General features: G+C 42.3%; 20 protein-coding genes and 1 pseudogene. 9 read left to right on the top strand and 12 right to left on the bottom strand.

Translation table 11 applies throughout. The annotated features are described in order from the left end of the window. Window positions 1-122 precede the first annotated feature (122 nt). The 6 genes and pseudogenes from ABDV70_RS00885 (at window position 123) to moaA (ending at window position 8636) form a co-directional block, all read left to right on the top strand. A pseudogene (locus ABDV70_RS00885) lies at window positions 123-3818 on the top strand (nitrate reductase subunit alpha). Window positions 3819-3835: 17 nt separating this feature from the next. Continuing rightward, the gene (gene narH / locus ABDV70_RS00880; protein ID WP_343594680.1) at window positions 3836-5374 is read left to right on the top strand and encodes a nitrate reductase subunit beta; all 1539 of its coding nucleotides are present in this window, start codon (window positions 3836-3838) and stop codon (window positions 5372-5374) included. A 3-nt stretch (window positions 5375-5377) separates the two neighbouring features. Beyond that, window positions 5378-6034 carry a nitrate reductase molybdenum cofactor assembly chaperone gene (gene narJ / locus ABDV70_RS00875; RefSeq protein ID WP_343594679.1) on the top strand — a complete coding sequence of 219 codons (657 nt, stop codon included), beginning with the start codon at window positions 5378-5380 and terminating at the stop codon, window positions 6032-6034. 10 nt (window positions 6035-6044) lie between these two features. Then, window positions 6045-6728, top strand: a complete 684-nt coding sequence (gene narI, locus ABDV70_RS00870; RefSeq protein ID WP_343594677.1) for a respiratory nitrate reductase subunit gamma — start codon at window positions 6045-6047, stop codon at window positions 6726-6728. A gap of 70 nt (window positions 6729-6798) precedes the next feature. Beyond that, the gene (locus ABDV70_RS00865; protein ID WP_343594675.1) at window positions 6799-7539 is read left to right on the top strand and encodes a HesA/MoeB/ThiF family protein; all 741 of its coding nucleotides are present in this window, start codon (window positions 6799-6801) and stop codon (window positions 7537-7539) included. Between the two features lie 122 nt (window positions 7540-7661). Further along, the gene (gene moaA / locus ABDV70_RS00860; protein WP_343594673.1) at window positions 7662-8636 is read left to right on the top strand and encodes a GTP 3',8-cyclase MoaA; all 975 of its coding nucleotides are present in this window, start codon (window positions 7662-7664) and stop codon (window positions 8634-8636) included. A 123-nt stretch (window positions 8637-8759) separates the two neighbouring features. Here the strand turns inward: moaA and ABDV70_RS00855 are convergent, their stop codons facing one another. Genes ABDV70_RS00855 through ABDV70_RS00820 form a run of 8 tightly spaced genes read right to left on the bottom strand, consistent with a single transcriptional unit; the run spans window position 8760 to window position 13995 of the window. Then, complete coding sequence (locus ABDV70_RS00855; protein WP_343594671.1) at window positions 8760-9440, bottom strand: ATP-binding cassette domain-containing protein; 681 nt, start codon at window positions 9438-9440, stop codon at window positions 8760-8762. Next, entirely contained in the window at window positions 9440-10123 is a 684-nt protein-coding gene (gene modB / locus ABDV70_RS00850) for a molybdate ABC transporter permease subunit (protein ID WP_343594669.1), read from the bottom strand. Before modB ends, ABDV70_RS00855 begins: the two co-directional genes overlap by 1 nt. Before the next feature lie 12 nt (window positions 10124-10135). Further along, a complete protein-coding gene (gene modA, locus ABDV70_RS00845; protein WP_343594668.1) occupies window positions 10136-10879 on the bottom strand; it encodes a molybdate ABC transporter substrate-binding protein in 744 nt (247 codons plus the stop codon). Window positions 10880-10894: 15 nt separating this feature from the next. Further along, window positions 10895-11467, bottom strand: coding sequence for a molybdopterin adenylyltransferase (gene mog, locus ABDV70_RS00840; protein ID WP_343594667.1), 573 nt, complete (start codon window positions 11465-11467; stop codon window positions 10895-10897). Between the two features lie 8 nt (window positions 11468-11475). After that, window positions 11476-12681 carry a gephyrin-like molybdotransferase Glp gene (glp, locus tag ABDV70_RS00835; RefSeq protein WP_343594665.1) on the bottom strand — a complete coding sequence of 402 codons (1206 nt, stop codon included), beginning with the start codon at window positions 12679-12681 and terminating at the stop codon, window positions 11476-11478. After that, entirely contained in the window at window positions 12678-13292 is a 615-nt protein-coding gene (locus ABDV70_RS00830) for an NTP transferase domain-containing protein (protein ID WP_343594663.1), read from the bottom strand. Before ABDV70_RS00830 ends, glp begins: the two co-directional genes overlap by 4 nt. Beyond that, on the bottom strand, window positions 13280-13741 hold the full coding sequence (locus ABDV70_RS00825; RefSeq protein ID WP_343594661.1) for a molybdenum cofactor biosynthesis protein MoaE: 462 nt from the start codon (window positions 13739-13741) through the stop codon (window positions 13280-13282). The genes ABDV70_RS00830 and ABDV70_RS00825 overlap by 13 nt, the downstream gene beginning before the upstream one ends. A gap of 2 nt (window positions 13742-13743) precedes the next feature. After that, entirely contained in the window at window positions 13744-13995 is a 252-nt protein-coding gene (locus ABDV70_RS00820) for a MoaD/ThiS family protein (RefSeq protein ID WP_343594659.1), read from the bottom strand. 131 nt (window positions 13996-14126) lie between these two features. Between ABDV70_RS00820 and moaC the strand changes: the two genes are divergently transcribed. From moaC to ABDV70_RS00805, 3 genes are read left to right on the top strand one after another with little or no spacing between them, the layout of a single operon-like run. After that, entirely contained in the window at window positions 14127-14612 is a 486-nt protein-coding gene (gene moaC / locus ABDV70_RS00815) for a cyclic pyranopterin monophosphate synthase MoaC (RefSeq protein ID WP_343594658.1), read from the top strand. Then, entirely contained in the window at window positions 14609-16474 is a 1866-nt protein-coding gene (locus ABDV70_RS00810) for a histidine kinase (RefSeq protein ID WP_343594656.1), read from the top strand. The genes moaC and ABDV70_RS00810 overlap by 4 nt, the downstream gene beginning before the upstream one ends. A gap of 17 nt (window positions 16475-16491) precedes the next feature. Further along, a complete protein-coding gene (locus ABDV70_RS00805; protein ID WP_343594654.1) occupies window positions 16492-17142 on the top strand; it encodes a response regulator transcription factor in 651 nt (216 codons plus the stop codon). An 88-nt stretch (window positions 17143-17230) separates the two neighbouring features. Here ABDV70_RS00805 and ABDV70_RS00800 read toward each other — a convergent pair whose 3' ends face one another. The 4 genes from ABDV70_RS00800 to ABDV70_RS00785 all read right to left on the bottom strand — a co-directional run bounded on the left by ABDV70_RS00800 (window position 17231) and on the right by ABDV70_RS00785 (window position 23466). Next, entirely contained in the window at window positions 17231-20374 is a 3144-nt protein-coding gene (locus ABDV70_RS00800) for a CusA/CzcA family heavy metal efflux RND transporter (RefSeq protein WP_343594653.1), read from the bottom strand. Next, complete coding sequence (locus ABDV70_RS00795) at window positions 20364-21578, bottom strand: efflux RND transporter periplasmic adaptor subunit (protein WP_343594652.1); 1215 nt, start codon at window positions 21576-21578, stop codon at window positions 20364-20366. Before ABDV70_RS00795 ends, ABDV70_RS00800 begins: the two co-directional genes overlap by 11 nt. After that, a complete protein-coding gene (locus ABDV70_RS00790; RefSeq protein ID WP_343594651.1) occupies window positions 21575-22897 on the bottom strand; it encodes a TolC family protein in 1323 nt (440 codons plus the stop codon). Before ABDV70_RS00790 ends, ABDV70_RS00795 begins: the two co-directional genes overlap by 4 nt. A gap of 140 nt (window positions 22898-23037) precedes the next feature. Further along, window positions 23038-23466: a cation efflux protein, CzcI-like gene (locus tag ABDV70_RS00785; protein WP_343594649.1), complete on the bottom strand. Its 429-nt coding sequence runs from the start codon at window positions 23464-23466 to the stop codon at window positions 23038-23040. Window positions 23467-23796: the final 330 nt, after the last annotated feature.

Below are 23796 nucleotides of genomic sequence, written 5' to 3'. Positions count from 1 at the left end.
CCTCAACCAAAAGGAGTAGTTCGCTGCACTTTTTACGCTACCTCTGACGAATAGTGATGCCACCCTCTGATTTGTAGAATCTATAAACAATCATTATACAGCCGTGTTAGACGGAGATTTCTATGAGTCATTTTTTAGATCGATTAAACTTTTTAAATCATACGACTGAAACTTACTCAAATGGCCATGGTAGCGTGACCAATGAAAGTCGAGACTGGGAAAAAGCCTATCGCAATCGCTGGAGTCATGACAAAGTTGTGCGTTCAACACATGGCGTAAACTGCACAGGATCGTGTAGTTGGCGAGTTTTTATTAAAAATGGACTCATCACGTGGGAATTACAACAAACCAACTATCCACGTACTCGCCCAGACTTACCCAACCACGAACCTCGTGGCTGCCCTCGTGGTGCATCTTACAGTTAGTATGTCTATTCTGCACAGCGCGTCAAATATCCAATGTTACGTGGGCAATTGGCAAAATTATGGCGAGAGCTTCGTCAAAACAAAGACCCGATTTCTGCATGGGAACATATCACCACACACCCTGAACTGGCGCAATCTTATAAATCAAAACGTGGCTTAGGTGGCTTTGTGCGTAGTTCGTGGGATGAAGCCTATGAAATGATTGCCGCAGCCAATGCCTATACCATCAAAACCTATGGGCCAGACCGTATTTTTGGTTTTTCCCCAATTCCTGCCATGTCGATGGTCAGTTATGCCGCAGGAACACGGTATTTAAGTTTGATTGGTGGTGTTCCGCTTTCATTTTATGACTGGTATTGCGACTTACCTCCATCTAGCCCGCAAGTCTGGGGCGAACAGACTGACGTTGCTGAATCAGCCGACTGGTATAACTCAACCTTTTTAATGGTTTGGGGGTCTAATGTTCCGATGACCCGTACTCCAGATGCGCATTTTTATACCGAAGTTCGTTATAAAGGCACAAAAACTGTAGCGGTATCTGCCGACTACGGCGAAATGGTGAAGTTTTCCGATATTTGGCTTGCACCAAAACAAGGGACAGATGCTGCATTGGCGATGGCAATGGGGCATGTAATTTTAAAAGAATTTCACCTCAACAACCCATCCGATTATTTTCAGGATTATTGCCGTCGTCTAACCGATATGCCTGTGTTGGTGGTGCTTAACGAAAAAGATGGTGTTTATACCCCAGGGTATTACTTACGAGCCAGCCAACTCAATCAGGACTTTGATGAAACCAACAACCCTGAATGGAAAACCCTCGTCATTGATGAAAACACAAAACAACTTGCTGCACCAAAAGGTTCAATCGGTTTCCGTTGGGGCGAACATGGTAAATGGAACTTAAAAGCAGAAAACAGCCAAGGCGCTGAAATTAAGGCTCAACTCAGTTTAATCCACGAACATGATCAAACCCTTGATGTTGCCTTCGACTATTTTGGCGGCACAGACGCTAGCGATGTAATGGTGCGTAAAGTCCCTGTTAAAGCCATCCAGCTTGCCGATGGCACAACCGCTTATATTGCTACTGTGTTTGATTTATCGATTGCCAACTACGGCATAGACCGTGGTTTAGGTGGTGGTAATGTGGCTTCAAGCTACGAACAAGACTTGCCATATACACCAAAATGGCAAGAAAAACATACAGGTGTTCCTGCTGAAAAAGTCATTCAGGTCGCACGAGAGTTTGCCCAAAACGCACATGAAACTCAGGGTAAATCAATGGTGATTGTCGGTGCGGGTCTCAACCACTGGTACCACATGGATATGTCGTATCGTGGCATTATCAATATGCTGATGATGTGTGGTTGTATTGGCCAATCAGGTGGTGGCTGGTGTCACTATGTCGGACAAGAAAAATTACGTCCACAAACAGGCTGGACACCACTTGCCTTTGCGCTTGATTGGCAACGTCCATCTCGTCAAATGAACGGTACATCTTTCTTTTATGCCCACACGAGCCAATGGCGTCATGAAAAATTGGGTATGGATGAAATTTTAGCACCGACTCAAGGGCATGAACTCAGCAACATGTCAATGATTGACTACAATGCCAAATCTGAACGTATGGGCTGGTTGCCTTCCGCTCCACAGCTTTCAGTCAATCCACTAAAAATCACTCACGATGCCAAGACATTAGGACAAAATGTCATCGACTACACCGTTGAAGGGTTAAAAAATGGCAGCATCGATATGTCATGTAACGACCCTGACAACCCAGTCAATTTCCCACGAAATTTATTTGTATGGCGTTCCAATATTTTAGGTTCATCGGGCAAAGGACATGAATATTTTTTAAAATATTTGCTTGGTACACAAAATGCGGTCATGAGCAATGAAGATGACTGTATCCAGCCCAAAGAAATTAAAGTACGCCCTGCGGCTGAAGGCAAACTTGATTTATTGACCGTGCTTGATTTTCGGATGTCGACCACCTGTCTTTATGCCGACATCGTATTACCAACCGCTACATGGTATGAAAAAGATGATTTAAATACCTCAGATATGCACCCATTCATCCACCCACTGAGCGAAGCCATTCAACCGCTATGGGAAAGTAAATCGGACTGGGAAATTTACAAAGGCTTGGCGAAAAAATTCTCTGCCATGAGCAAGGATTACTTGGGTACACAGCAAGATTTGGTGTTAACACCATTGATGCACGACAGCCCACAAGAACTTGGACAAGCCTTTGACGCCAAAGACTGGAAAAAAGGTGAATGCGACCCGATTCCGGGGAAAACCATGCCAGCCATGACCGTAGTCGAACGTAACTATGGGGCAATTTATGAAAAATATACCTCTATTGGGCCATTACTAGAAAAATTAGGCAATGGCGGTAAAGGAATTAATTGGGATACGCATCACGAAGTTGAAATTTTAAAAGGCTTAAATAAAGTCAAACAAGATGGTATCGCCAAAGGTCAGCCGCAGCTCAACACCGCAATTGATGCCGCCGAAATGATTTTAACCCTTGCACCTGAAACCAATGGTCATGTGGCAGTCAAAGCATGGGCAGCATTGTCTAAAAATACAGGGATTGACCATACCCATTTGGCGATTCCACGTGAACACGACTCTATCCGCTTTCGAGATGTCCAAGCGCAGCCGCGTAAAATTATTTCATCACCAACATGGTCAGGCCTAGAAAGTGAAGAAGTCAGCTACAACGCAGGCTATACCAACGTACATGAGTTAATTCCGTGGCGCACGATTACAGGCCGTCAGCAATTTTACCAAGACCACCAATGGATGCGTGCGTTTGGCGAAGGCTTCTGTGTCTATAAACCTGCGGTTGACTTAAAAACTACAGCGAAAATGCTCGGTCAACATGGCAATGGTGAAAAAGAAATTGTCCTCAACTTCATTACGCCACACCAAAAATGGGGCATCCACAGTACCTATTCTGACAACATTCGCATGCTCAGTTTATCTCGTGGTGGGCCACATGTTTGGATTTCTGAAGTCGATGCGCAAAAAGCAGGCATTGTTGATAACGACTGGGTCGAAGTCTTTAACGTCAACGGCACACTGACTGCCCGTGCCGTGGTGAGCCAACGTGTCCCTGAAACCATGATTTTGATGTACCACGCACAGGAAAAAATTATCAATGTTCCGGGAGCGCAGGTGTCAGGTTTACGGGGCGGGATTCATAACTCTGTGACCAAAACTGTTCTCAAACCGACTCACATGATTGGCGGTTATGCGCAACTCGCTTGGGGCTTTAACTACTACGGTACTGTCGGCACCAACCGTGATGAATTTGTGGTGGTACGCAAAATGAATAAGGTCGATTGGCTTGATACACCTGTCGCTCAAGCACAACAAGCTTAAGATTGAAGGAAAATAATATGAAAATCAGAGCACAAATTGGCATGGTGTTGAATCTGGACAAATGTATTGGCTGTCATACTTGTTCAGTGACTTGCAAAAATGTCTGGACCAGCCGTGATGGTGTGGAATATGCGTGGTTTAACAACGTCGAGACCAAACCAGGGATTGGGTATCCCAAACAATGGGAAAATCAGGAGATTCATAAAGGTGGCTGGGTTCGTAAATCCAACGGTAAACTAGAACTTAAACAAGGCAGCAAATTAAAGATTTTATCGAACATTTTTGCTAACCCGAATCTACCAAGTATCGACCAATATTACGAACCATTTACTTACGATTACGAACATCTGCAAAATGCGCCCGAAATGCCAACACCGCCAACAGCTCGCCCTGTTTCAGTGTTGACAGGCAAAAAAATGGACAAAATTAACTGGGGGCCAAACTGGGAAGATGACTTGGGCGGTGAATTCCAGCAACGTGCCAAAGATCAGTTGTTTGAAGGCATTCAAAAAGAAATGTATTCCACTTTTGAAAACACCTTCATGATGTATTTGCCACGACTCTGCGAACACTGTTTAAACCCTGCCTGCGTGGCATCTTGCCCATCGGGTTCAATTTACAAACGTGAAGAAGACGGCATTGTTTTAATTGACCAAGACAAATGTCGTGGCTGGCGGATGTGTGTATCAGGCTGCCCATACAAAAAAATCTACTACAACTGGACCAGTGGCAAAGCTGAAAAATGTGTGTTCTGTTACCCACGGATTGAAGCGGGTGAACCAACTATTTGTTCAGAAAGTTGTGTTGGGCGAATCCGCTACTTGGGCGTATTGCTCTATGATGCAGACAAAATTGGGCAAACAGCGGCTGTTGCAGATGAACAGGATTTATATCAATCTCAACTCGATATTTTCCTAGACCCAAATGACCCAACAATTCAAGCCGAAGCCTTAAAACAAGGCATTCCACAAGCATGGATTGATGCAGCACAAACCTCGCCTGTTTACCGTATGGCAGTCGAATGGAAAGTCGCATTCCCACTTCATCCTGAATATCGCACCTTGCCGATGGTCTGGTATATCCCACCTTTATCGCCTATTCAATCTGCGGTAGAAAGTGGCGTGATTGGCAAACACGGCCTAATTCCAGAAGTGAAAGATTTGCGGATTCCGCTGCAATATTTAGCCAACTTGCTGACTGCTGGCAAAGAAGAACCAATTTTGAATGCATTAGAAACCATGCTCACCATGCGTCGTTATATGCGTCAAAAAAATGTACCTCAGCAAGACATTAGCATGCACGACATCTTACAAAGTACGCATTTATCAGGTCAGCAAATTGAAGAAATGTATCAGATTATGGCGATTGCCAACTATGAAGATCGTTTCGTAATTCCAACTTCACACAAAGAATATGCGGAAAATACCTTTGCAGATAAAGGTTCTTGCGGTTTTTCTTTTGGCAATGGCTGCTCTGATGGAACGTCTCCAGAAAGCTTATTCGGACAAAAGAAAGCCTCTCCAACTGTTTTCTTTAGTACACGTGGCGGGAAATAAATCATGAATCCATTCAAACTGTTTTCCATTCTTTTAAGTTACCCAACTGCCGAATTGCAAAGCGCGATTTGGCAGGAGATTCAGCCACGACTCGAAACAACGCCTACGCTGAAGGAGAAACTTCAACCACTGCTCAATGAATTGGCAAATACAGATTTAATCACTATTCAGGAAAATTACGTTGCCACTTTTGACCGCAACCCAAGCCACGCTTTGCACTTGTTTGAGCATTTGCATGGAGAAAATCGGGATCGGGGCAGTGCCATGGTCAATCTTTTACATGAATATCAACAACAAGGCTTTGAACCACAAGGCTATGAATTGCCCGATTATTTGCCATTGTTTCTTGAGTTTTTGGCCTTACAGCAAGATGAAGCGCAGGCAAAGGCACTGTTAGGTGATGCCGTGCATGTAATTGCCTATATTCGAGACCAATTAAAAAGTAATGGCTCTTTATATGCTTTGGTGTTTGACCTCATTATTGAGCAATCACCCGTTGCCCCTGAAACACTGAAAGTTGCCCCAATTCGGGATATGGATGAAGCATTGGAAACCTTTGGCCCACTGGTCGATGGTACTGAACCCTTGCTTAATAAAAAACCACAGGACGTTCAAGTCCTTAAAATCCGCCCTCGTCAGCAGATGAATCATAATAGCTAGGAGCAAAGACATGAATTATTTACATCAATTTGTCTTCGGAATCTATCCATACATTGCCTTGGCGATTTTCTTACTCGGTAGCCTGATTCGATTTGACCGTGAACAATATAGCTGGAAAAGTGAATCCAGCCAGTTGTTGTACCGTGGACAACTCCGTCTGGGCAATATCCTATTTCACATTGGTATTTTAGGCTTATTTTTTGGTCATTTATTTGGCTTACTGACGCCTGTTGCCTTTTGGGATTACATTGGTGTTTCGCACCATGCCAAACAAATTTTTGCCATGAGCGCAGGTGGCATCATGGGAACCGTTGGTCTGATTGGATTATTGATTTTGATCGTGCGTCGTTTCAGTTCTGTTCGATTAAACGTCAACAGTACATGGCGTGACAAACTGGTTTTGATCTGGTTGCTGATTACACTATTGCTTGGGCTCTCCACTATCGTCGTGTCATCACAACACACCGATGGTAAAGAAATGGTTTCGCTGATGACATGGGCACAGCATATCCTCACTTTTAGAGGTGATGCAGCATCATACATTGTCAATGCCAGCCCTGTGTTTAAATTCCATCTGTTTATGGGCATGAGTCTCTTTGTGATTTTCCCATTTACCCGCTTAGTCCATATTTGGAGTGGTTTTGGAACGCTTACTTATTTACGTCGTAGTCCACAACTGGTTCGTCGTCGTTAAAGTTCTCCAGCCTTAATGAATTTTTCCATTAAGGCTTTTTTTCATTTGCCCGTTATCCTCAGGTTTTGCCATGAACGAAGCTCAACTTTTACGCTATAGCCGCCATATTTTTCTCAATGAAATTGATCTGGATGGACAGGAAAAATTACAGCATGCCAAGGTCATGGTGATTGGTTGTGGCGGTTTAGGCAATGCCTGTATCCCGATTTTGGCAGGTGCAGGGATTGGAGATCTGATTTTGTGCGACCATGATGTAATTGAACTCAGTAACCTACAACGACAATTTGCTTTTACCCCACTCGATATCCATCGATCTAAAGCGGATGTTTTAGTGGACTATTTACAGTTAAGAAACTCAGAATTACGCATTACTTCATGTTCTCAAAAAATCACCGCACAACTTTTAGACCAATACCTACCCGAATGTGATGTCGTAGTCGATTGCACCGACAACTCCGCTACTCGACATCTCATTAACCAAGCCTGTGTTCAGCATCAAGTCCCTTTGGTCAGTGCTTCAGCTATTCAGTTTAGTGGACAACTGATGGTTTTTGATGCCCGTTTGGCCGATTCGCCCTGCTATGCGTGTCTGTTCCCCCTCATGCAGCAAGAAGATAAAAGCTGTAGCCAAAACGGCGTATTTTCAGCTTTGGTGCATCAGGTCGGAGCGGCACAAGCGGCAGAAGTTTTAAAACTCATTATTGGTTTTGGTGAACCTTCGGTAGGGAAAATGGTTCAATTTGAAACTCTGAATTTTGCAACTCACCAATGGCAACTCACAAAAAATCCTTGCTGTCCTGTTTGTGGTTAAACCATCTTCTCGGCATATATCTCTACACCTTTTGAACTAGGCATACTCTCCTTTTGAGGAAAGGTGCTTCTGTTTTATCCGAATTATAATGCAATAGAACCACTTAAAATGTTGGACATGCAATGCTCATTGACACCTATGGACGTACTGTAGATTATTTACGGATTTCGATTACAGACCGTTGTGATCTGCGCTGTACTTATTGTATGCCCAAAGGTTTTACCGAATTTGAAAAGCCCGACCACTGGCTCAGTTTCGATAACATTGAACGTGTGGTGACTCAGTTTGCAGCATTAGGCACAAAACGTTTTCGCTTAACGGGTGGCGAGCCATTGCTGCGCAAAAACATTGTGGAACTGGTGGCACGGCTAAAACGTATTGATGGCGTAGAGGATCTGTCATTAAGTACCAATGCAACCCAATTGGTACATTATGCTCACGATTTACGTCAGGCAGGTTTAGACCGACTCAACATTAGCTTAGATGCCCTAACCCAAAAAAATATTCAAAAAATTGTCGGTACAGATGTTCAGGCAAAAATTATGTCAGGTCTGCGAGCGGCAAAAGAAGCGGGCTTTAAACAAATAAAAATTAATATGGTGCCTTTGGCTGGCATCAATGACCATGAAATTGATGCAATGGTCGAATTCTGCATGGAAAATGGCTTTATTTTACGGCTCATCGAATTAATGCCGATGGGCGCAACAGCACAACGGCATCAATATATCAACCTGCAACCGATCATTGCCCGTTTAAGTGATCAATACGACCTGCACCCCACCGAAGACAGCTACGGCGGTGGCCCCGCAAGGTATTGGCAAAACCAGCAAAAAACCTTTTTAATGGGTTACATCACCCCAATGTCACAGCATTTTTGCCAAACTTGTAACCGTGTCCGTTTAGCAGTTGATGGTACGTTGTACATGTGTTTAGGGCAAGACCATCAATATGCGCTTGCACCATTACTAAAAAACCATGCCAGCGACCAAGAACTACAAATGGCTATTCAACACGCCATTCAGCTCAAACCACTCAAGCACGAGTTCCAAGAAAAACCTAAAAAAATGATTCGGATTATGTCTATGACTGGCGGTTAAAAATGAGTTTTTTTGATAGATCACACTCATGACATAAATTTTATTTATATTTAAAAGCTGTAACGATGAAATATCACCATTTTAGATACATCACATCGTTATATATAAAAAAGCCTGTAGTCGCTAAGCTTTACTTAAAACCCCCTGTTCCATTTGCCATAACTCATCTGAGAAATAAGCAGCGTCTTCATAATCATGGGTGACCAAGATAATAGGCAGATTATTTTCCTGCACAATTTCTTTTACGAACTTTCGCATTTCATACCTTAACGCTTGGTCTAATGCTGAAAATGGTTCATCTAGTAATAATAATTCGGGCTGTGCCGCTAAAGCCCTTGCCAGTGCCACACGCTGCTTTTGCCCACCTGACAACACATTTAAATAATCAGAGGCATAAGTAGATAAGCCGACTTTTTCTAGCCAGGGCTGTGCAATGCTTTGTGCTTTTTTTTGTCGTAAATCTAGAATAGACCGACTACATGCCAACGATACATTTTGTGCGACAGTTAAATGTGGAAAAAGTGCAAACTCCTGAAAAAGATAAGATATTTTTCTATTTTTGACTGCAACATTAATTTTTTTCTGAGCATCAAATAACACACGGTCTTGAAACTGAATATACCCTGTTTCAGGTAGAATTAACCCTGCAATACTTTTTAAAAACTGAGTTTTTCCTGCACCCGAAGCTCCCATAATCACAACCGAGGATGAATCAGAACAAAACTCACTATTTAAAATTACATGTTGTTTTTGCTTATCGACATGTTTGGTGAGTTTTACATTATACCGCATGGGACGACTCATTATTGTTTCCATCGACGCTTATTTAATGCCTTCGCTAACATCAAGATACTGATACATACTACCGAAATAATCACCACCAAATATGCGGCTTGTTGATTATTTCCCGCCTGTACTGCCTCCCAAATACTAATTGAAATGGTTTGTGTTTTACCGGGGATGCTGCCTGCAATCATTAACGTTGCACCAAATTCCCCCAAACTACGGGCAAAACCAAGCAATAACCCAGCTAGAACCGAATCCCATACCATCGGTAAAATAATCATAAACAGGCTTTGCCAAAAATTTAACCCCATGATTTTACTGGCATCTAAAATATTTTGAGGGATTTGCTCAAATGCTGCCTGAATCGGTTTTAACACCAATGGGAAAGTCACAATAGCTGCTGCAATAATTGCGCCATTCAAGGTAAATACCATTTTGATCCCGATGGATGCAAGCCATTGCCCCAAAATGCTATTGCTTCCAAAACAGACCAGTAAGAAATAGCCCAAAACCGTCGGGGGTAGCACCATCGGCAAAGTCAAAATACTTTCAAGTAAAGAGGTGAACTGGTTGCGTACACGAAAGAAAAAAGCAGCCGTCAACACGCCAAGCACAAAGTTAATCGACGTCGCACAAATAGCGACTTTTAGTGAAAGCCATAATGCAATCCAGACCCCTTGTAAATCGTTTAAATCCATCATAAAAACATTACATTATTGAAAACCGTATTGGCGCAATACTTTTTGCCCTTCTGCACTTTGAACATAGGAAATAAACTGTTGTGACTGTTTCACTTGTTTTGAGGTTTGCGTCACAGCAATTGGGTAGTGAATCGGTGTCACGGTTGGAACTTGCAACAATGTGCGGACTTTGGTTTTTTGACTCAATACATCTGACGAAAACACAAATCCAACCTGTGTTTCACCTCGGGCAACATAATCCAGTGCCTGACGTACATTTTGGGTGTTAATGACCTTAGGTTGCACCGCATTCCACAAACCTTGCTTTTCTAGCACTGCCTGAGCATAACGCCCCGCAGGTGTATGTGCAGGATTACCAAGCGCAATATGCTCAATTTCGTTGCGTTTCAAGTCATTTAAGCTTTTAACTGCGACTTTACTATTGATTGGGCTAATTAAAACCAGACGATTTTGAGTAAAATCTGTTCGGGTCTGTTTCTGAATCAGGGCTAACTTTTGCGCTTCATTCATGGTTTGCTCATCGGCACTGGCAAACACATCGATAGGTGCGCCATAACGAAGCTGTTGTAACAACGTCCCCGAAGAAGCAAATGTCAGATTCACTTTGGTCTCTGGGTTTTTCTTTTCATAAGACTGCGCAATGACTTTAAAAGCATCGGTCAAACTTGCTGCCGCAGCTACAGTAATTTCGGCAGACCATGCCATCGAGTGCAGTACCAGCACCCCGACACCCAAAAGTAGTTGTCGCTTCATCATGGATAATACCTCAAATTAAGCAAAGTTCTTCGGTCTAAATGTTTCTGAAATATGATGATGCGTTTCAATATATGGCCCACCAATGGCATCTATACACAGTGGAACTGCCGAAAAAATCCCATGCACAATGGTTTTTCCATGTGCATCTTTTACACCAGACAAGGTTTCTGCAATGGCTTTGGGACGACCGGGTAAATTTAGAATCAAACTATTTTTACGAATCACCCCAACTTGACGAGATAAAATTGCAGTTGGTACAAAATGTAGGCTCACCTGACGCATTTGCTCACCAAACCCAGGGATAATACGATCTGCAACATTCAAGGTTGCATCTGGCGTAACATCCCGTGGATACGGCCCTGTACCACCTGTGGTTAAAATTAAATCACACTTTTGTACATCAACAAGGTCTATCAGTACCTGTTCAATTAAATCCTGTTCGTCTGGAATTAACTTTTCAATACATTCAAATGGATTTTTTAACGCCGACGTTAACCAGTCTTTGAGTGCAGGAAGACCTTGATCTTCATATATACCATTAAAAGCACGATCACTCACCGACACAAGCCCTATTTTGACTTTTTCCATTTTCTCACCTAAATTTTTTGTAAATACATCACTGAAACTTGCTGTCCAGACACCACGGTTTGCTGTGCAGGCACCATCACCAACGCATTACTCTTGCCACAGTTTGCCAACATGGCACTACTTTGAAATGGATGAATATTGACCTTGCATTTTCCCAAGTCAAAATCTAACTGCCCAAGTAAAAACTGTTGCCGACTTTGTGGATGATCCAAACTAAATTGTGCCTCTGCCTGTACCACCTGAGGTAAAGCACTGCACTGTTTAATGCCTGATAACACTTTTAACGCAGGTAAAACTAAAATCAGCAATGTGACCCAACACGCCACAGGGTTGCCTGGCAAAAGAAAAACTTTGCTGTGATTAATTTCGCCCCAACCAAATGGCTTACCGGGTTTTATCGCCAGTTTCCAGTGTTGAATCGTTCCAAGTTGATCCAGAGCAACTCGGGTGTAATCTTTATCTCCAACCGACGCGCCACCAGACAGTAAAATGACATCACTGGTTTTAGCTGCCTGATCCAACTGTTGTTGAATGGCTTGCAGGTCATCAGGCAACACGCCACCATCAATTACTTTTAAAAATGGATATTCTTTCGCCAGCGCCATCACCATAAAGCGATTACTGTCATAAATCTGGTTTTCTTGTAATGGCTGACCCAATTGCTGAAGTTCATTGCCTGTTGAAAAAACCATGACTGTGACTTGCCGATAACACAACACATCGGCAAAACCTTGTGTCGCCATAATGCCAATATGGGTTGCTGAAATTGGTTGGTTCTGATCAATTAAAATTGCACCTTGGGCATATTCTTCAGCACGAAACCGAATATGCTGACGAGCTCTCACCTGTACTTTTGCAGTTATCCAATCCTCATCCACAAAAATATCTTCTTGTGGCAAAACCGCATCGGCACCTTTGGGAACGGCTGCCCCAGTAAATATTCTCACCGCTTGCCCGTCAGATAAGGTCTGGTGCTGAGTTGAATCACCTGCTGCAATATAGTCCACGACTTGCCACTGGGCACAGTCCACACCACAAATGGCATAACCATCCATCGCACTATTATCAAAACGTGGAGAGTCTTGCTGTGCCACAATGTCCTGCGCCAAAACTCGTCCCTGCGCCTGCATTAGGGCAACCGATTGCTGTTGCTCTACTGCCGTGAATGACTCAAGGAGCTGTTTTAACGCCTGATCATAGTGCATTAAACTCATGGATAGATTCCTTCTCGGCTATAGCGCTGCAATGTTGTTACATCATTAATATTTGTAAATGGTGAATCGTCATCAAACATGACTGCTTCGGCATGAATTTGTGCTAACCATTTTCGGATACTGTGTTTCAGTTCGGTTTGTAAATAATGCTGCAAATGCGACATTGCCTCACGTTTAAACTGGAAAATCACTGGGTAAATCTGCGATTTTGTTGCAGCATAAACCGCCAAATGGTTTTGCTGAATTCGTTGAGCTGAAAGTCGTTGAATTACATGTTGATCAATAAATGGCGAGTCACAAGGTACAACCTGAATCACATCAATTTCAGGTGGAAATTGCAACACACTACTATAAACCCCACCAAGCGGCCCACAGTTGACCCACGGCTTCACATCTGTCCAGACATCCAGTTTTTTTTGTTGATAAACAGCAATATCCTGATTGGCACTAATCGCCACGTATTGGCATTGTTCACGAAGTAGTCGTAATACAGGGTCAATCAGGTCAATGTTATTGCCCAACGGCATCAAACCTTTGTTTTGATAGCCCATACGTCGGCCTTCTCCGCCTGACAAGACCAAACCACCCAATGCCATATTTATACTGCCCATACTTGATATTGCTGTTGATCCGATTGCTTTGCTGCAACCCAGTGTGACTGACCACTTTTAAAATATTCTTTTTTCCAAAATGGTGCTGAAACTTTTAAATAATCCAAAATAAATTCATTGGCTGCATAAGCATCACGGCGGTGTTTACTTTGCGTCATCACCCAGACAATCGGTTCTCCTACCGCAATTTCCCCAACACGATGCGCAACCACCACAGCCGTTAATCGCCAGCGTTGTGCCGCCTGTTCTGCAATTTTTTTAATCTCTTGTTCTGTAACATCAGGATAATGTTCAATACACAAATGCGTAATTGGCTCGGCATAGTCATTTTCTCGGACATAACCTGTAAATGTCACCTCTGCACCACAGTCATGATGCAGCAATTGAACATAGTCACAGTATTCTTCAATCTGTAATCGTTCATTTTCTATTTTAATGAGAATATTCATCGCTATCCTCCAGTAACAGGAGGTAAAATTCCCACTTCAACACCATCTGGAATCATTGTGGCTTGATGACAAATTTTTTTATCAACCACCAGTTTAAAAATTTTGTCTGCGGCCAAAGCATCGTACCAGCGTTTATTACGAGCACGAAGGAGTTGAATCAAAGTTTCGGTTGTACCACCATTTTCCCAAGGTAATGTTTCAACACGTGTGCCCAATTCAGATGCCAACGGCCCAAAATATTGAATATAAATCATGCGTTCCCATTACCTAAAAACCAACCTGACTGTAGCTTAACCCTGCAAATATCGATCAGCAATAATCACTTTGACCGATATTAGCTCCCACTTTAGTGTAGTAATATCTCGTTAAAAGGAGGATTTTAATCATGGGAAACCCATTAACGCACTTTGACAATGCAGGTCAGGCACACATGGTTGATGTCAGTGACAAACCTGACACCAAACGTATTGCCATTGCCAAAGGAAAAATTTTTGTTTCTGCCGAAGCTTTGGCTTGTGTACAACAAGGCAATAGCAAAAAAGGTGATGTATTGGGCATTGCCCGTATTGCCGCCATTCAGGGAAGTAAACAAACTGCCCAGCTCATTCCGCTATGTCACCCACTGGCTTTAACACACGTGAGCGTTGAGTTTGAAATTGATGAATTACAATCCTGTATTCAAATTACAGTACAAACCGAAACATGCGGCAAAACAGGCGTCGAAATGGAAGCCCTCTGTGCTGTAAATGTCGGACTTCTCACCATTTATGACATGTTAAAAGCAGTCGATAAATCCATGAAAATAACAGATGTCGAGCTATTCCATAAACAAGGGGGTCGCTCAGGTGAATGGAATCGTCAGCACCCATGATGAAATTAATCAAAAAATATCTCAACAGCATTTCCAATAAGCTGAAATTCGCCATTGTGATTTGGCTGCTTGGTGCATTATTTTTTGTGGGTTTAACGCTCAATATTACATGGAAACTGGAAAATCGTGGCATTGCCATCAACGAGGCAGGTAGTTTAAGAAAACAAACCTATCTGATGACGACATTGCTTTTGTCACATCAGACTCAACCTCTAAAACAGCAAATTGCCTTATTTGAAAAAAAATTAAGTCATTTGCAACAATTAGAATCTCAAACCAGCCTTTTACAAAACAATGCACTGTCTTTACCCCAATTAAACCGTGTAAAAGAAGAGTTTCAGCGGTATCAACGCAAGATTTTGGCAGCACAGCATGACCTTAAACAACAGCCCAATTTATTGAACGACACTGCTGCGTTCATCCAGTCGATTGATCGTCTAGTCACCAATATTGAGCAACAAAATACCCTGAATATCAAGATTATGCGTTTAGCACAAACCCTGTTGATTTTCATGGTGTTTTTATCTGCTGTTATTTCATTATTTTTGTTAAATCATTTGATTATTCGACCACTTTCCACGCTCAATCAGGGCTTAAAAAAGATCACTCAAGGTGATTTAAACACACGGCTTCATATTCAAACCAACGATGAATTTCATCATGTTTCTGACGGTTTTAATCAAATGGCGGAAAGTTTACAAGATGCCTATCAACATCTTGAAGAAAAAGTAAAACAAAAAACGCTCGACCTTGAACAGCGTAATTTTGAGCTTTCAACCCTGTATGAAATGACTCATTTTCTGCATAAAAATCCTTATAATAAGCAGACCTTAAACTTATTTTTAGAAAAAATTATTGCCTTGTCGCAAGCAGGTGCAGGCAGTATTCGGCTACTCAATCAACAAGGCTCACAAATGTGGACCAGTCATAGTATTAATGTTCCAGATGAGATTTTAACTAATCCCGCCTGTGTTGAAACCTCTGCCTGTTTTTGTGGTAATACTCTGCAAAAATCGGATACCCGAATTTTTTTCCAAGAACATCATCAAGAATCGTTATGTAAAAAATTGGGTATGGATCACTTAATGGTTTATCACATCCGATTAAGAGAACAGACTTTGGGAATTTTGACGTTATATTTTAAAAATGAAAATTCTAAAGACGAACATAATCATGCACTGATTAAACTGCTGTGCAATCAACTTGCAGCGGCCATTGAAAATGAACGCTTAATTCTCAAAGAAAAACAATATGCCGTATTGGAAGAACGCAATATCATGGCTCAAGGGCTACATGACAGTATCGCCCAATCTCTTTCGTTTATGAATATGCAATTTCAAATGCTCAATCAGGCATGGAAAAAGAATGATCAGGATAAAATCGAACAGCATCTTGTTTTTTTAAATACAGGTTTACAACAATGTTATGAAGATATTCGTGAATTATTGAATAATTTCCGTTTAAAACTGGCACAAGAGTCATTTCATGATGTTTTAATCTCTGTGATTGACCGCTTTAAAGGGCAAACGCATTTACCTGTCACATTTCATTATCAATCGACAGGTGCAGACTTAACGCCACAGCAACAATTACAACTGATTTTTATTTTGCAAGAAGCCTTATCCAATATTCGCAAACATGCAAAAGCCAGTGAAATTACCATTCATTTTAGAAACAATCAAAACGAAACCTATTTATTCATTGAAGATAATGGCGTTGGTTTTGATACCTCAATGAGTAAGGAACATCAAGGTCATCATATTGGATTATCCATTATGCAAGAACGTATCCAGCAAATTGGGGGCACCTTGACGATTCATTCTGTTTTGAATCAAGGTACACGCATTGAAGCAACAATCTAATCCATCAAAGGCAAAAAATGGCAATTACCAATATATTACTGATTGATGATCATACCCTGTTCCGCACAGGTCTTCGTTTTCTGCTTGAACAAGAAGACCAGTTCAATGTCATTGGCGAAGCAGCAGATGGATTGGCAGGGATTAAACTTGCAGCGCAATTACAACCTGATGTGGTGCTGCTAGATTTGGACATGCCTGTTATGAATGGTTTGGAAGCATTGCCACAACTGCTCAATAGCAATCCGAATCTGGCGGTAATCATTTTAACGGTTTCAGAAGATGCCATTGATTTAACCGAGTGTATGCGTTTAGGCGCACGAGGTTATTTGCTTAAAAATATCGAAACTCATTTTTTAATTAACAGTATTCATAAAGCTGTTGAAGGCGATAGTATTTTGTCCCCTGAAATGACCAGTAAACTGATTTCTCAACTGCGGAGTCCGACACCTGTTGCAGAAGATTCACAGCTATCGACATTGACACAACGTGAAAAAGAAACACTGGCATGGCTTGCCAAAGGCGCAAGTAATAAAGTCATTGCAAAATCCATGAATGTTGCAGAATCGACCATTAAAGTACACGTGCAGAATATTTTAAGAAAACTGAATCTAAATAGTCGTGTTCAGGCAGCCGTTTTTGCGGTTGAGCATGAACTGGATCATCACTAAAACCATAATAATCAAATTATAATGCCCAAATAACATCTTAAAAAAGTAAACCAGCGAGCCGAAGCCACTGGTTTACATCCTATTTTATTTAGCTTTTTTTATCATTCAACCATCGATAAATCACAGGCAATAACACCAGCGTCAACAGGGTTGAAGATAAAATCCCTCCAATCACCACCGTTGCCAAAGGTCGTTGTACCTCTGCACCTGTACCTGTTGCAATCGCCATTGGGACAAATCCCAATGAAGCCACAAATGCGGTCATCAGCACTGGGCGTAAGCGTAAAATTGCACCTTGCCATGTTGCCGTATGCACATCATATTTCCCGCGAAGTTCTTTGATAAAGCTTAACATCACCAGACCATTCAACACCGCCACACCAGAGAGTGCAATAAAACCAATCCCTGCCGACATTGAAAGTGGAATTCCTCTAAGCCAAAGCGCAATTAGTCCACCACAAAGTGCAAATGGCACACCACTAAACACCAATAAACTGTCTTTAACATGATGAAAAACCGCCATTAACAATGCAAAAATAATCAGCAATGCCATCGGAACAACAATTTGCATCCGTGCTTTCGCTGAAGCCAGATTTTCAAATTGTCCACCGTACCCCAACCAGTAACCCGCAGGTAATTTTTGTTGTTTCAGGGTTTGTTGCATATCCTCAACAAAAGACCCCAAATCACGATCACGGACATTGGCCGTCACCACCACTCTACGCTTGCCATTTTCTCGACCGACCTGACTCAACCCCAAGACATTTTCAACCTTTGCCACGTCTTTTAGCTGAATTAATCCACCATTAGGTAGTTGGATTGGCAGTAATTCAAGTTGTTGCGGTGTACGCAAATCATCAGCAAGTCGAACCACAAAATCAAAACGGCGATCTCCTTGTAAAATTTGTCCTACGTTTTGTCCCCCAACACTACTTGCTACCAAGTCTTGAATGGCTCGGATCGATAATCCATATTGGGCAGCCAACGCATGGTCTATGGCAACATTGAGCACAGGCAACCCAGTTGTTTGCTCAACTTTTACTTCACTAGCACCTGAAATGGCTCTGACTTTTTGCGCAATTTTTTCAGCTTCCTGATTTAAAACCTGCATATCATCGCCAAAAATTTTGATTCCGACATCACTACGAATCCCTGAAATCAACTCATTAAAACGTAGTTCAATCGGTTGTGAAAACTCACTGTTATTGCCGGGTAATTTTTCGACAAATGCCAACATTCTTGTCCGAAGCTCATCCATCGTTTCTTTCGGATTAGGCCACTGCTCACGAGGTTTGATCAAAATCACCCCATCGGAAATATTCGGGGGCATCACATCGGTTGCTACTTCGGCTGTTCCTGTTCTGGCAAAAATGGCTTTAATTTCTGGAAAATGTGCCAACAACTGTTGTTCTGCTTTTTCCTGTATACGCAAGGATTCTTCAATGCCTGTACTTGGCGATCTCATTAATTGCACAGCAAAATCGCCTTCACTTAATGTCGGAGTGAACTCACTGCCAACTCGTGTTGCCAAAATCCCCGTCAAGATTAAAATTCCAATCGCGACACTCACCACAACCAAACGCATTGCATAAGCACGATCCAAAATTTGGGCGTATGTATTTTTTAAAGCCATCATCCAGCGGCTTTCTTTCTCTTTGACTTCTCCCGTAATCAATAAAGCGACTGCGGCAGGCACAAAAGTCACTGAAAGAATCATTGCGCCAATCAACGCCATGACCACTGTAATTGCCATCGGATGGAAAAGTTTTGCTTCAACACCAGTTAAAGCAAAAATTGGGAAATACACCACCATGATAATAGCTTGACCAAAAATCAAAGGACGGCGTGCCTGTTTTGCAGCCAAAAAAACTTCTGTAAAACGCTCGGTTTTGGTCAGCATGCGTCCTTTTTGATGTTGGGCCTCTGCCAAACGACGGATACAGTTTTCAACAATCACCACTGCACCATCGACAATAATGCCAAAGTCGAGTGCACCCAAACTCATCAAGTTGGCACTCATTTTTTGCTCGGCCATACCTGTCAATGTAAACAGCATCGACAAAGGAATCACACATGCAGTGATGAATGCAGCCCGAATATTGCCTAAAAAGATGAATAGAATCACCATCACCAAAATTGCACCTTCAACAAGGTTTTTCGCAACGGTTTTAATGGCTTTATCCACCAGTGATGTCCGATCATAAACCGTTTCAATCACCACGCCTTTCGGTAAACTGCTCTGAATTTCCTTTACTTTAACGTCAACAGCTTTAGCAACGGTGCGGCTATTTTCACCCATCATCATCATTGCAATGCCTAAAACAGCCTCTTGACCGTTATAGGTCGCACCACCTGTTCTCAGGTCATGTCCAATAGAAACCGTTGCAACGTCTGCAACACGGATAGGCACACCATTTTTATTGGCAATACTGATATTTTCGATATCTCTTACTGAACTTAAAACACCGGGAACACGAACGGTCAGTTGTTGTCCATTGTCTTCAATAAAACCTGCACCACGGTTTTCATTGTTGTCACGCAATGCCGTTTGCACATCACTCAGTGGAATTTGTAGCTGTTGTAGACGTTTTAAATCTGGAGAAACCACATAGGTTTTGTTATATCCACCAATACTATTAACCTCGGCAACGCCTGTCACACGCTGAATTTGGGGACGTACAATCCAGTCCTGAATTTCTCGTAAATCCATGGCGGTGTAGGCTGTCCCATCCGTTTTCTTGGCATTAGGTTCGACTTTCACCACCCATTGATAGATTTCACCTAACCCCGTAGAAATCGGTGACATTTGCGGTTCGATATTGTCGGGCAATTCACCTTTGGCTTCTTGTATGCGCTGATTAATTAACTGTCTGGCCCAGTAAACATCTGTACCATCCTTAAAAATAATCGTGACTTGCGATAGCCCATAACGTGAAATAGAACGTGTTTGCTCTAAATTTGGAATACCCGCCATCGCATTTTCAATGGGATAGGTAATTCTCTGCTCGACTTCAAGTGCAGTAAACCCATTGGCTTGACTGTTAATCTGGACTTGTACATTGGTAATGTCTGGCACGGCATCAATGGCAAGTTTTTGATAACTCAACACCCCTACCGCAATCCATGCCATGCTAAACAACATCACCCATAGGGCATTTTTAATTGCAAACTGAATGATCCGATCAAAAATACCCTGTGCTGGAGGCAGCTTCATAGGCTGATTAATGTCCATGTTCGGCCTCTCCCTTTTCCATTTCAGACTTTAAAAGGAAGCTCCCTTGCTGAACATAACGTTGGTTTGCCGTTAAGCCCGATTGAATCTCGACCCATGCACCATCGCCTGAATATGCACCAACCTTCACAGGTGTTGCTTTAAAATGAATTTTATCTTTTTCAGTTTCGGCAACAAAAACCACCTGCTTTCCTTCTACTTGTTGAATTGCAGATTTCGCAACCCGCAGCCCCACAGTTGGTTGGGGATTGGTCAACAATAGATTGACCATCAAATTTGGACGAAGTTGGTTGTTTGCATTCAAAATTTTCGCATTGGCTTTCAATCGCCCAGACTGAGTATCTGCCTCTGCCATTAAACTATGAACCTGTGCCTGAAAAATTTGTCCTGTCTGTAACGATTTGAACTCAATCTTCTGATTTAACTGAATCTGCGGAGCATCAGATGCGGGCAATACAAACTCAAGCCAAAGTTGATCCAACTGATTAATCGTAAACAGTTGGTCGGTTAACTGAACATTTTCCCCCACAACGACATCTTTATTACTCACAACACCAGAGATCGGGGCATAAATAGTATATCGCCCCTGACTATTTGTTCCTGCACCCAAAGCAGATAAACGGGAACGTGCAGCCTGTACTGCAATCTGCGCCTGACGATAGGCATTATATGCACGTTGATAATCTTGACGTGCCGAAATACCTTGCGTCAGTAGTTGACGTTCTCGTGCATAGTCTTGCTGTGCCAAAGTCAGATTTTCCTGCGCGATTTTCAGATTGGCTTGTTGATCAACCAAATCTGGAACAAATAACGTCGCTAAAGGCTGTCCTTTTTTCACCTGTTGTCCAAGTTCAACATTCACTTTTTCAACTTGCCCTGCAAAACTTGGCGAGACATGTGCCTGTTGATCTGTATTGACCACCACTTTTGCAGGATAGCTCATTTGCTGTGTAATCGGCCCCTGCTCTACTTTAGCCAGTTGAATCCCTTGTTCAATCAACTGCTTACTGGTAAATGCCAGCTCAGCTGCATGTTCCTGTTCGCCCTTCTCATCTGCACCGTGTTCATTTTCGGCATGCTCATCTTTAGATGCTGCCGTACCTGATGTTTTGCCCTTAAATAACAAGATTGATGCAATCAATGCTGTAATCACAGCGACGATACCCACCCAAACCCATTGGCGTTGTTGACCTTGATTTTTCATTCTGAAGCTCCTTTTACAACTGGCAACTGATCTGTTTCTTGCCAAAGGGTTTGATTGATTTGCCAAAGTGCATCTTTGGACTGTACTAAATTAGGGTCTACGCCCAATGCCAGACTTTCAGCTTCTATCGCCTTTTGCCATGCAGACTTTAATAGTTGTACCTTTTGCAGGCGTTGCTGTTGGAGCTGTAGCGTGGCTTGTTGCACATCGGTAATGGCATATTTCCCTGCCTGAAAACCAAGCAATGTCTTACGTTGTACCACTTCGGATAACGGTACTTGTTGATCCTTCACCAAATCAAATTGCTGTTTTAATCCACGCAATTCAGACAATGCTGTTTGAATCGCCTGTTGCTGGTGCTGACGATAAAATTGCTGTTTTTGATCTAAAAAAGCCTGTTTGGCTTGTAGTGCTCGTTGTGGATATTGCTGGCGATCAAATATTGTCAAAGGAATTTCAACCCCCACTCTAAAGCGATGATCTACACGGCTCTCACCCTGATCCTGACTACGTACCATTCCCACAGATACTGTTGGAGTAGGCTTTGCATGTGCCTTTAAATGCGTGATTTGCGCTTGCTGTTGTTTCTGCTGAAGTTGCAGCGATTTTTGATAGAGATTTTCTTTCTCATAACGACGAATGAGATCATCCGTCTGAAGTAAAGCCTTGTCTGACTCACTGTCTATTTGGAAACTAGCGCGATCTCCTCCCCATAAATTGGCCAGTTGTTGCTTTGCAATTGTAAGATTCAACTGTGCTTGCTGTGCCTGTCGCTGATTTTCAATATGTGCCATCAATTGTCGATCTAAATCGACCTGAGCAATACTCCCCGCCTGATAACGTAATCGGGTCGCATTTAAGTTTTCCTGACTGGTTTTTAGTTGGGCCTGTGCAACGTGTTGTTCCATTTGTAAAACCAGAACTTGAGCCCATTGCGCCTTCACTGCCAATTGCATCTGTGCCTGATATAATTGTTGGTTTAACGCAACCTGCTCATGCTGCAATTGCGCAAGTTGTCGTGCTGTTTTCCGCACGCCAAATACATCCACTTGTTGTGAAATCCCCATTTCTAACTCACGATCCTGTCCAGAACCAAATCCTGTCTGTTGAACCGTTAGATTAGGGTTAGAACGTAATTGACTTTGCTTGAGATTGGCATCAGCAATACGCATCTGGGTTTCCCAAATGCCTTGCTGTGCTTGATATTTCTCTACCTGCAATAAGATCTGCTGAAAATTCAGCGTCTGCAATACAGCATTTGAAGCTTGAGAACTGTTCTGACTGACCGCAAAACTCTGAGATGCTGCAAAAACTGACATGCAACCACTGATCATCAAAACGAAGGCGACACATGGTCTCAGCCCAGTGTAAGGCTGTTTTTGGGTAAAATACCCTTTTTGAAAAAGCATAAGAATTGCCCCGCAAATAAATAAAATATTTACGGTGGGCTTGTTTTAGGCTACCCCACCAATAGCGGGGTCAAAACAGGAGGCGGGGTGAGTTGATATAAATCAGGAGATTGATATAAATTCGACCAATAAAACCGAGCCAAAACCGTATGTCCAATATATTCGGGCAAAAGGGCTTTTTGACGGTCTACTTCTAATAAAACAGGTGCAAATGAGGGTAAATGATCACTATGATCTTGCCGATCTTCTTGAAGTGCATTTTTAATCTCGGAGGGTTGATTTTTACCCTGCGAGGTGTGTTGTTGCCAATGTTCGGCAGCAATCACATGATGTCCGAAATGTTCTTTAATCGGATGTTGCTTTGAGATGACTGTACTCAAAATCCGTTCATGGTTGCAAAAAGCAGCCGCCACGTTCCAAACACTTTGGAACATGAATAAACAAGCAAGAAGTGTTACAAAAACGCCTACCCGCTGCATATTACCTGCTATGAAATCTCAATTTGCCTAGACGATAATCTAATTAGGAAATTGTTTCAAGTTCGTTTCTTTTTATTTGATCTACAAACCACCGTCAAGGTATAAACACTTGGCGTGTTTTCATTTGTATTAAAAACTTTTTAAATGATTGAAATAAAAGAGTTAGCCCCAAGCCATAAATCAGATAATTGTAAAAATACTGAGTAATTCGCCAACAACTTGATTTAACACAGTTGCTTAAATAAGGCTCGATTCAAGTTACCTAAAACAGTTATTCAAACTCATCGAAATCTGTCGAATCACCAATGATGCCACCAACCGTTTATGTGA

The sequence above is a fragment of the Acinetobacter sp. genome (assembly GCF_039596015.1).
Classification (GTDB): domain Bacteria; phylum Pseudomonadota; class Gammaproteobacteria; order Pseudomonadales; family Moraxellaceae; genus Acinetobacter.
The sequence above is the reverse complement of the archived record's forward strand: the minus strand, read 5'-3'. Positions and strand labels throughout refer to the sequence as shown.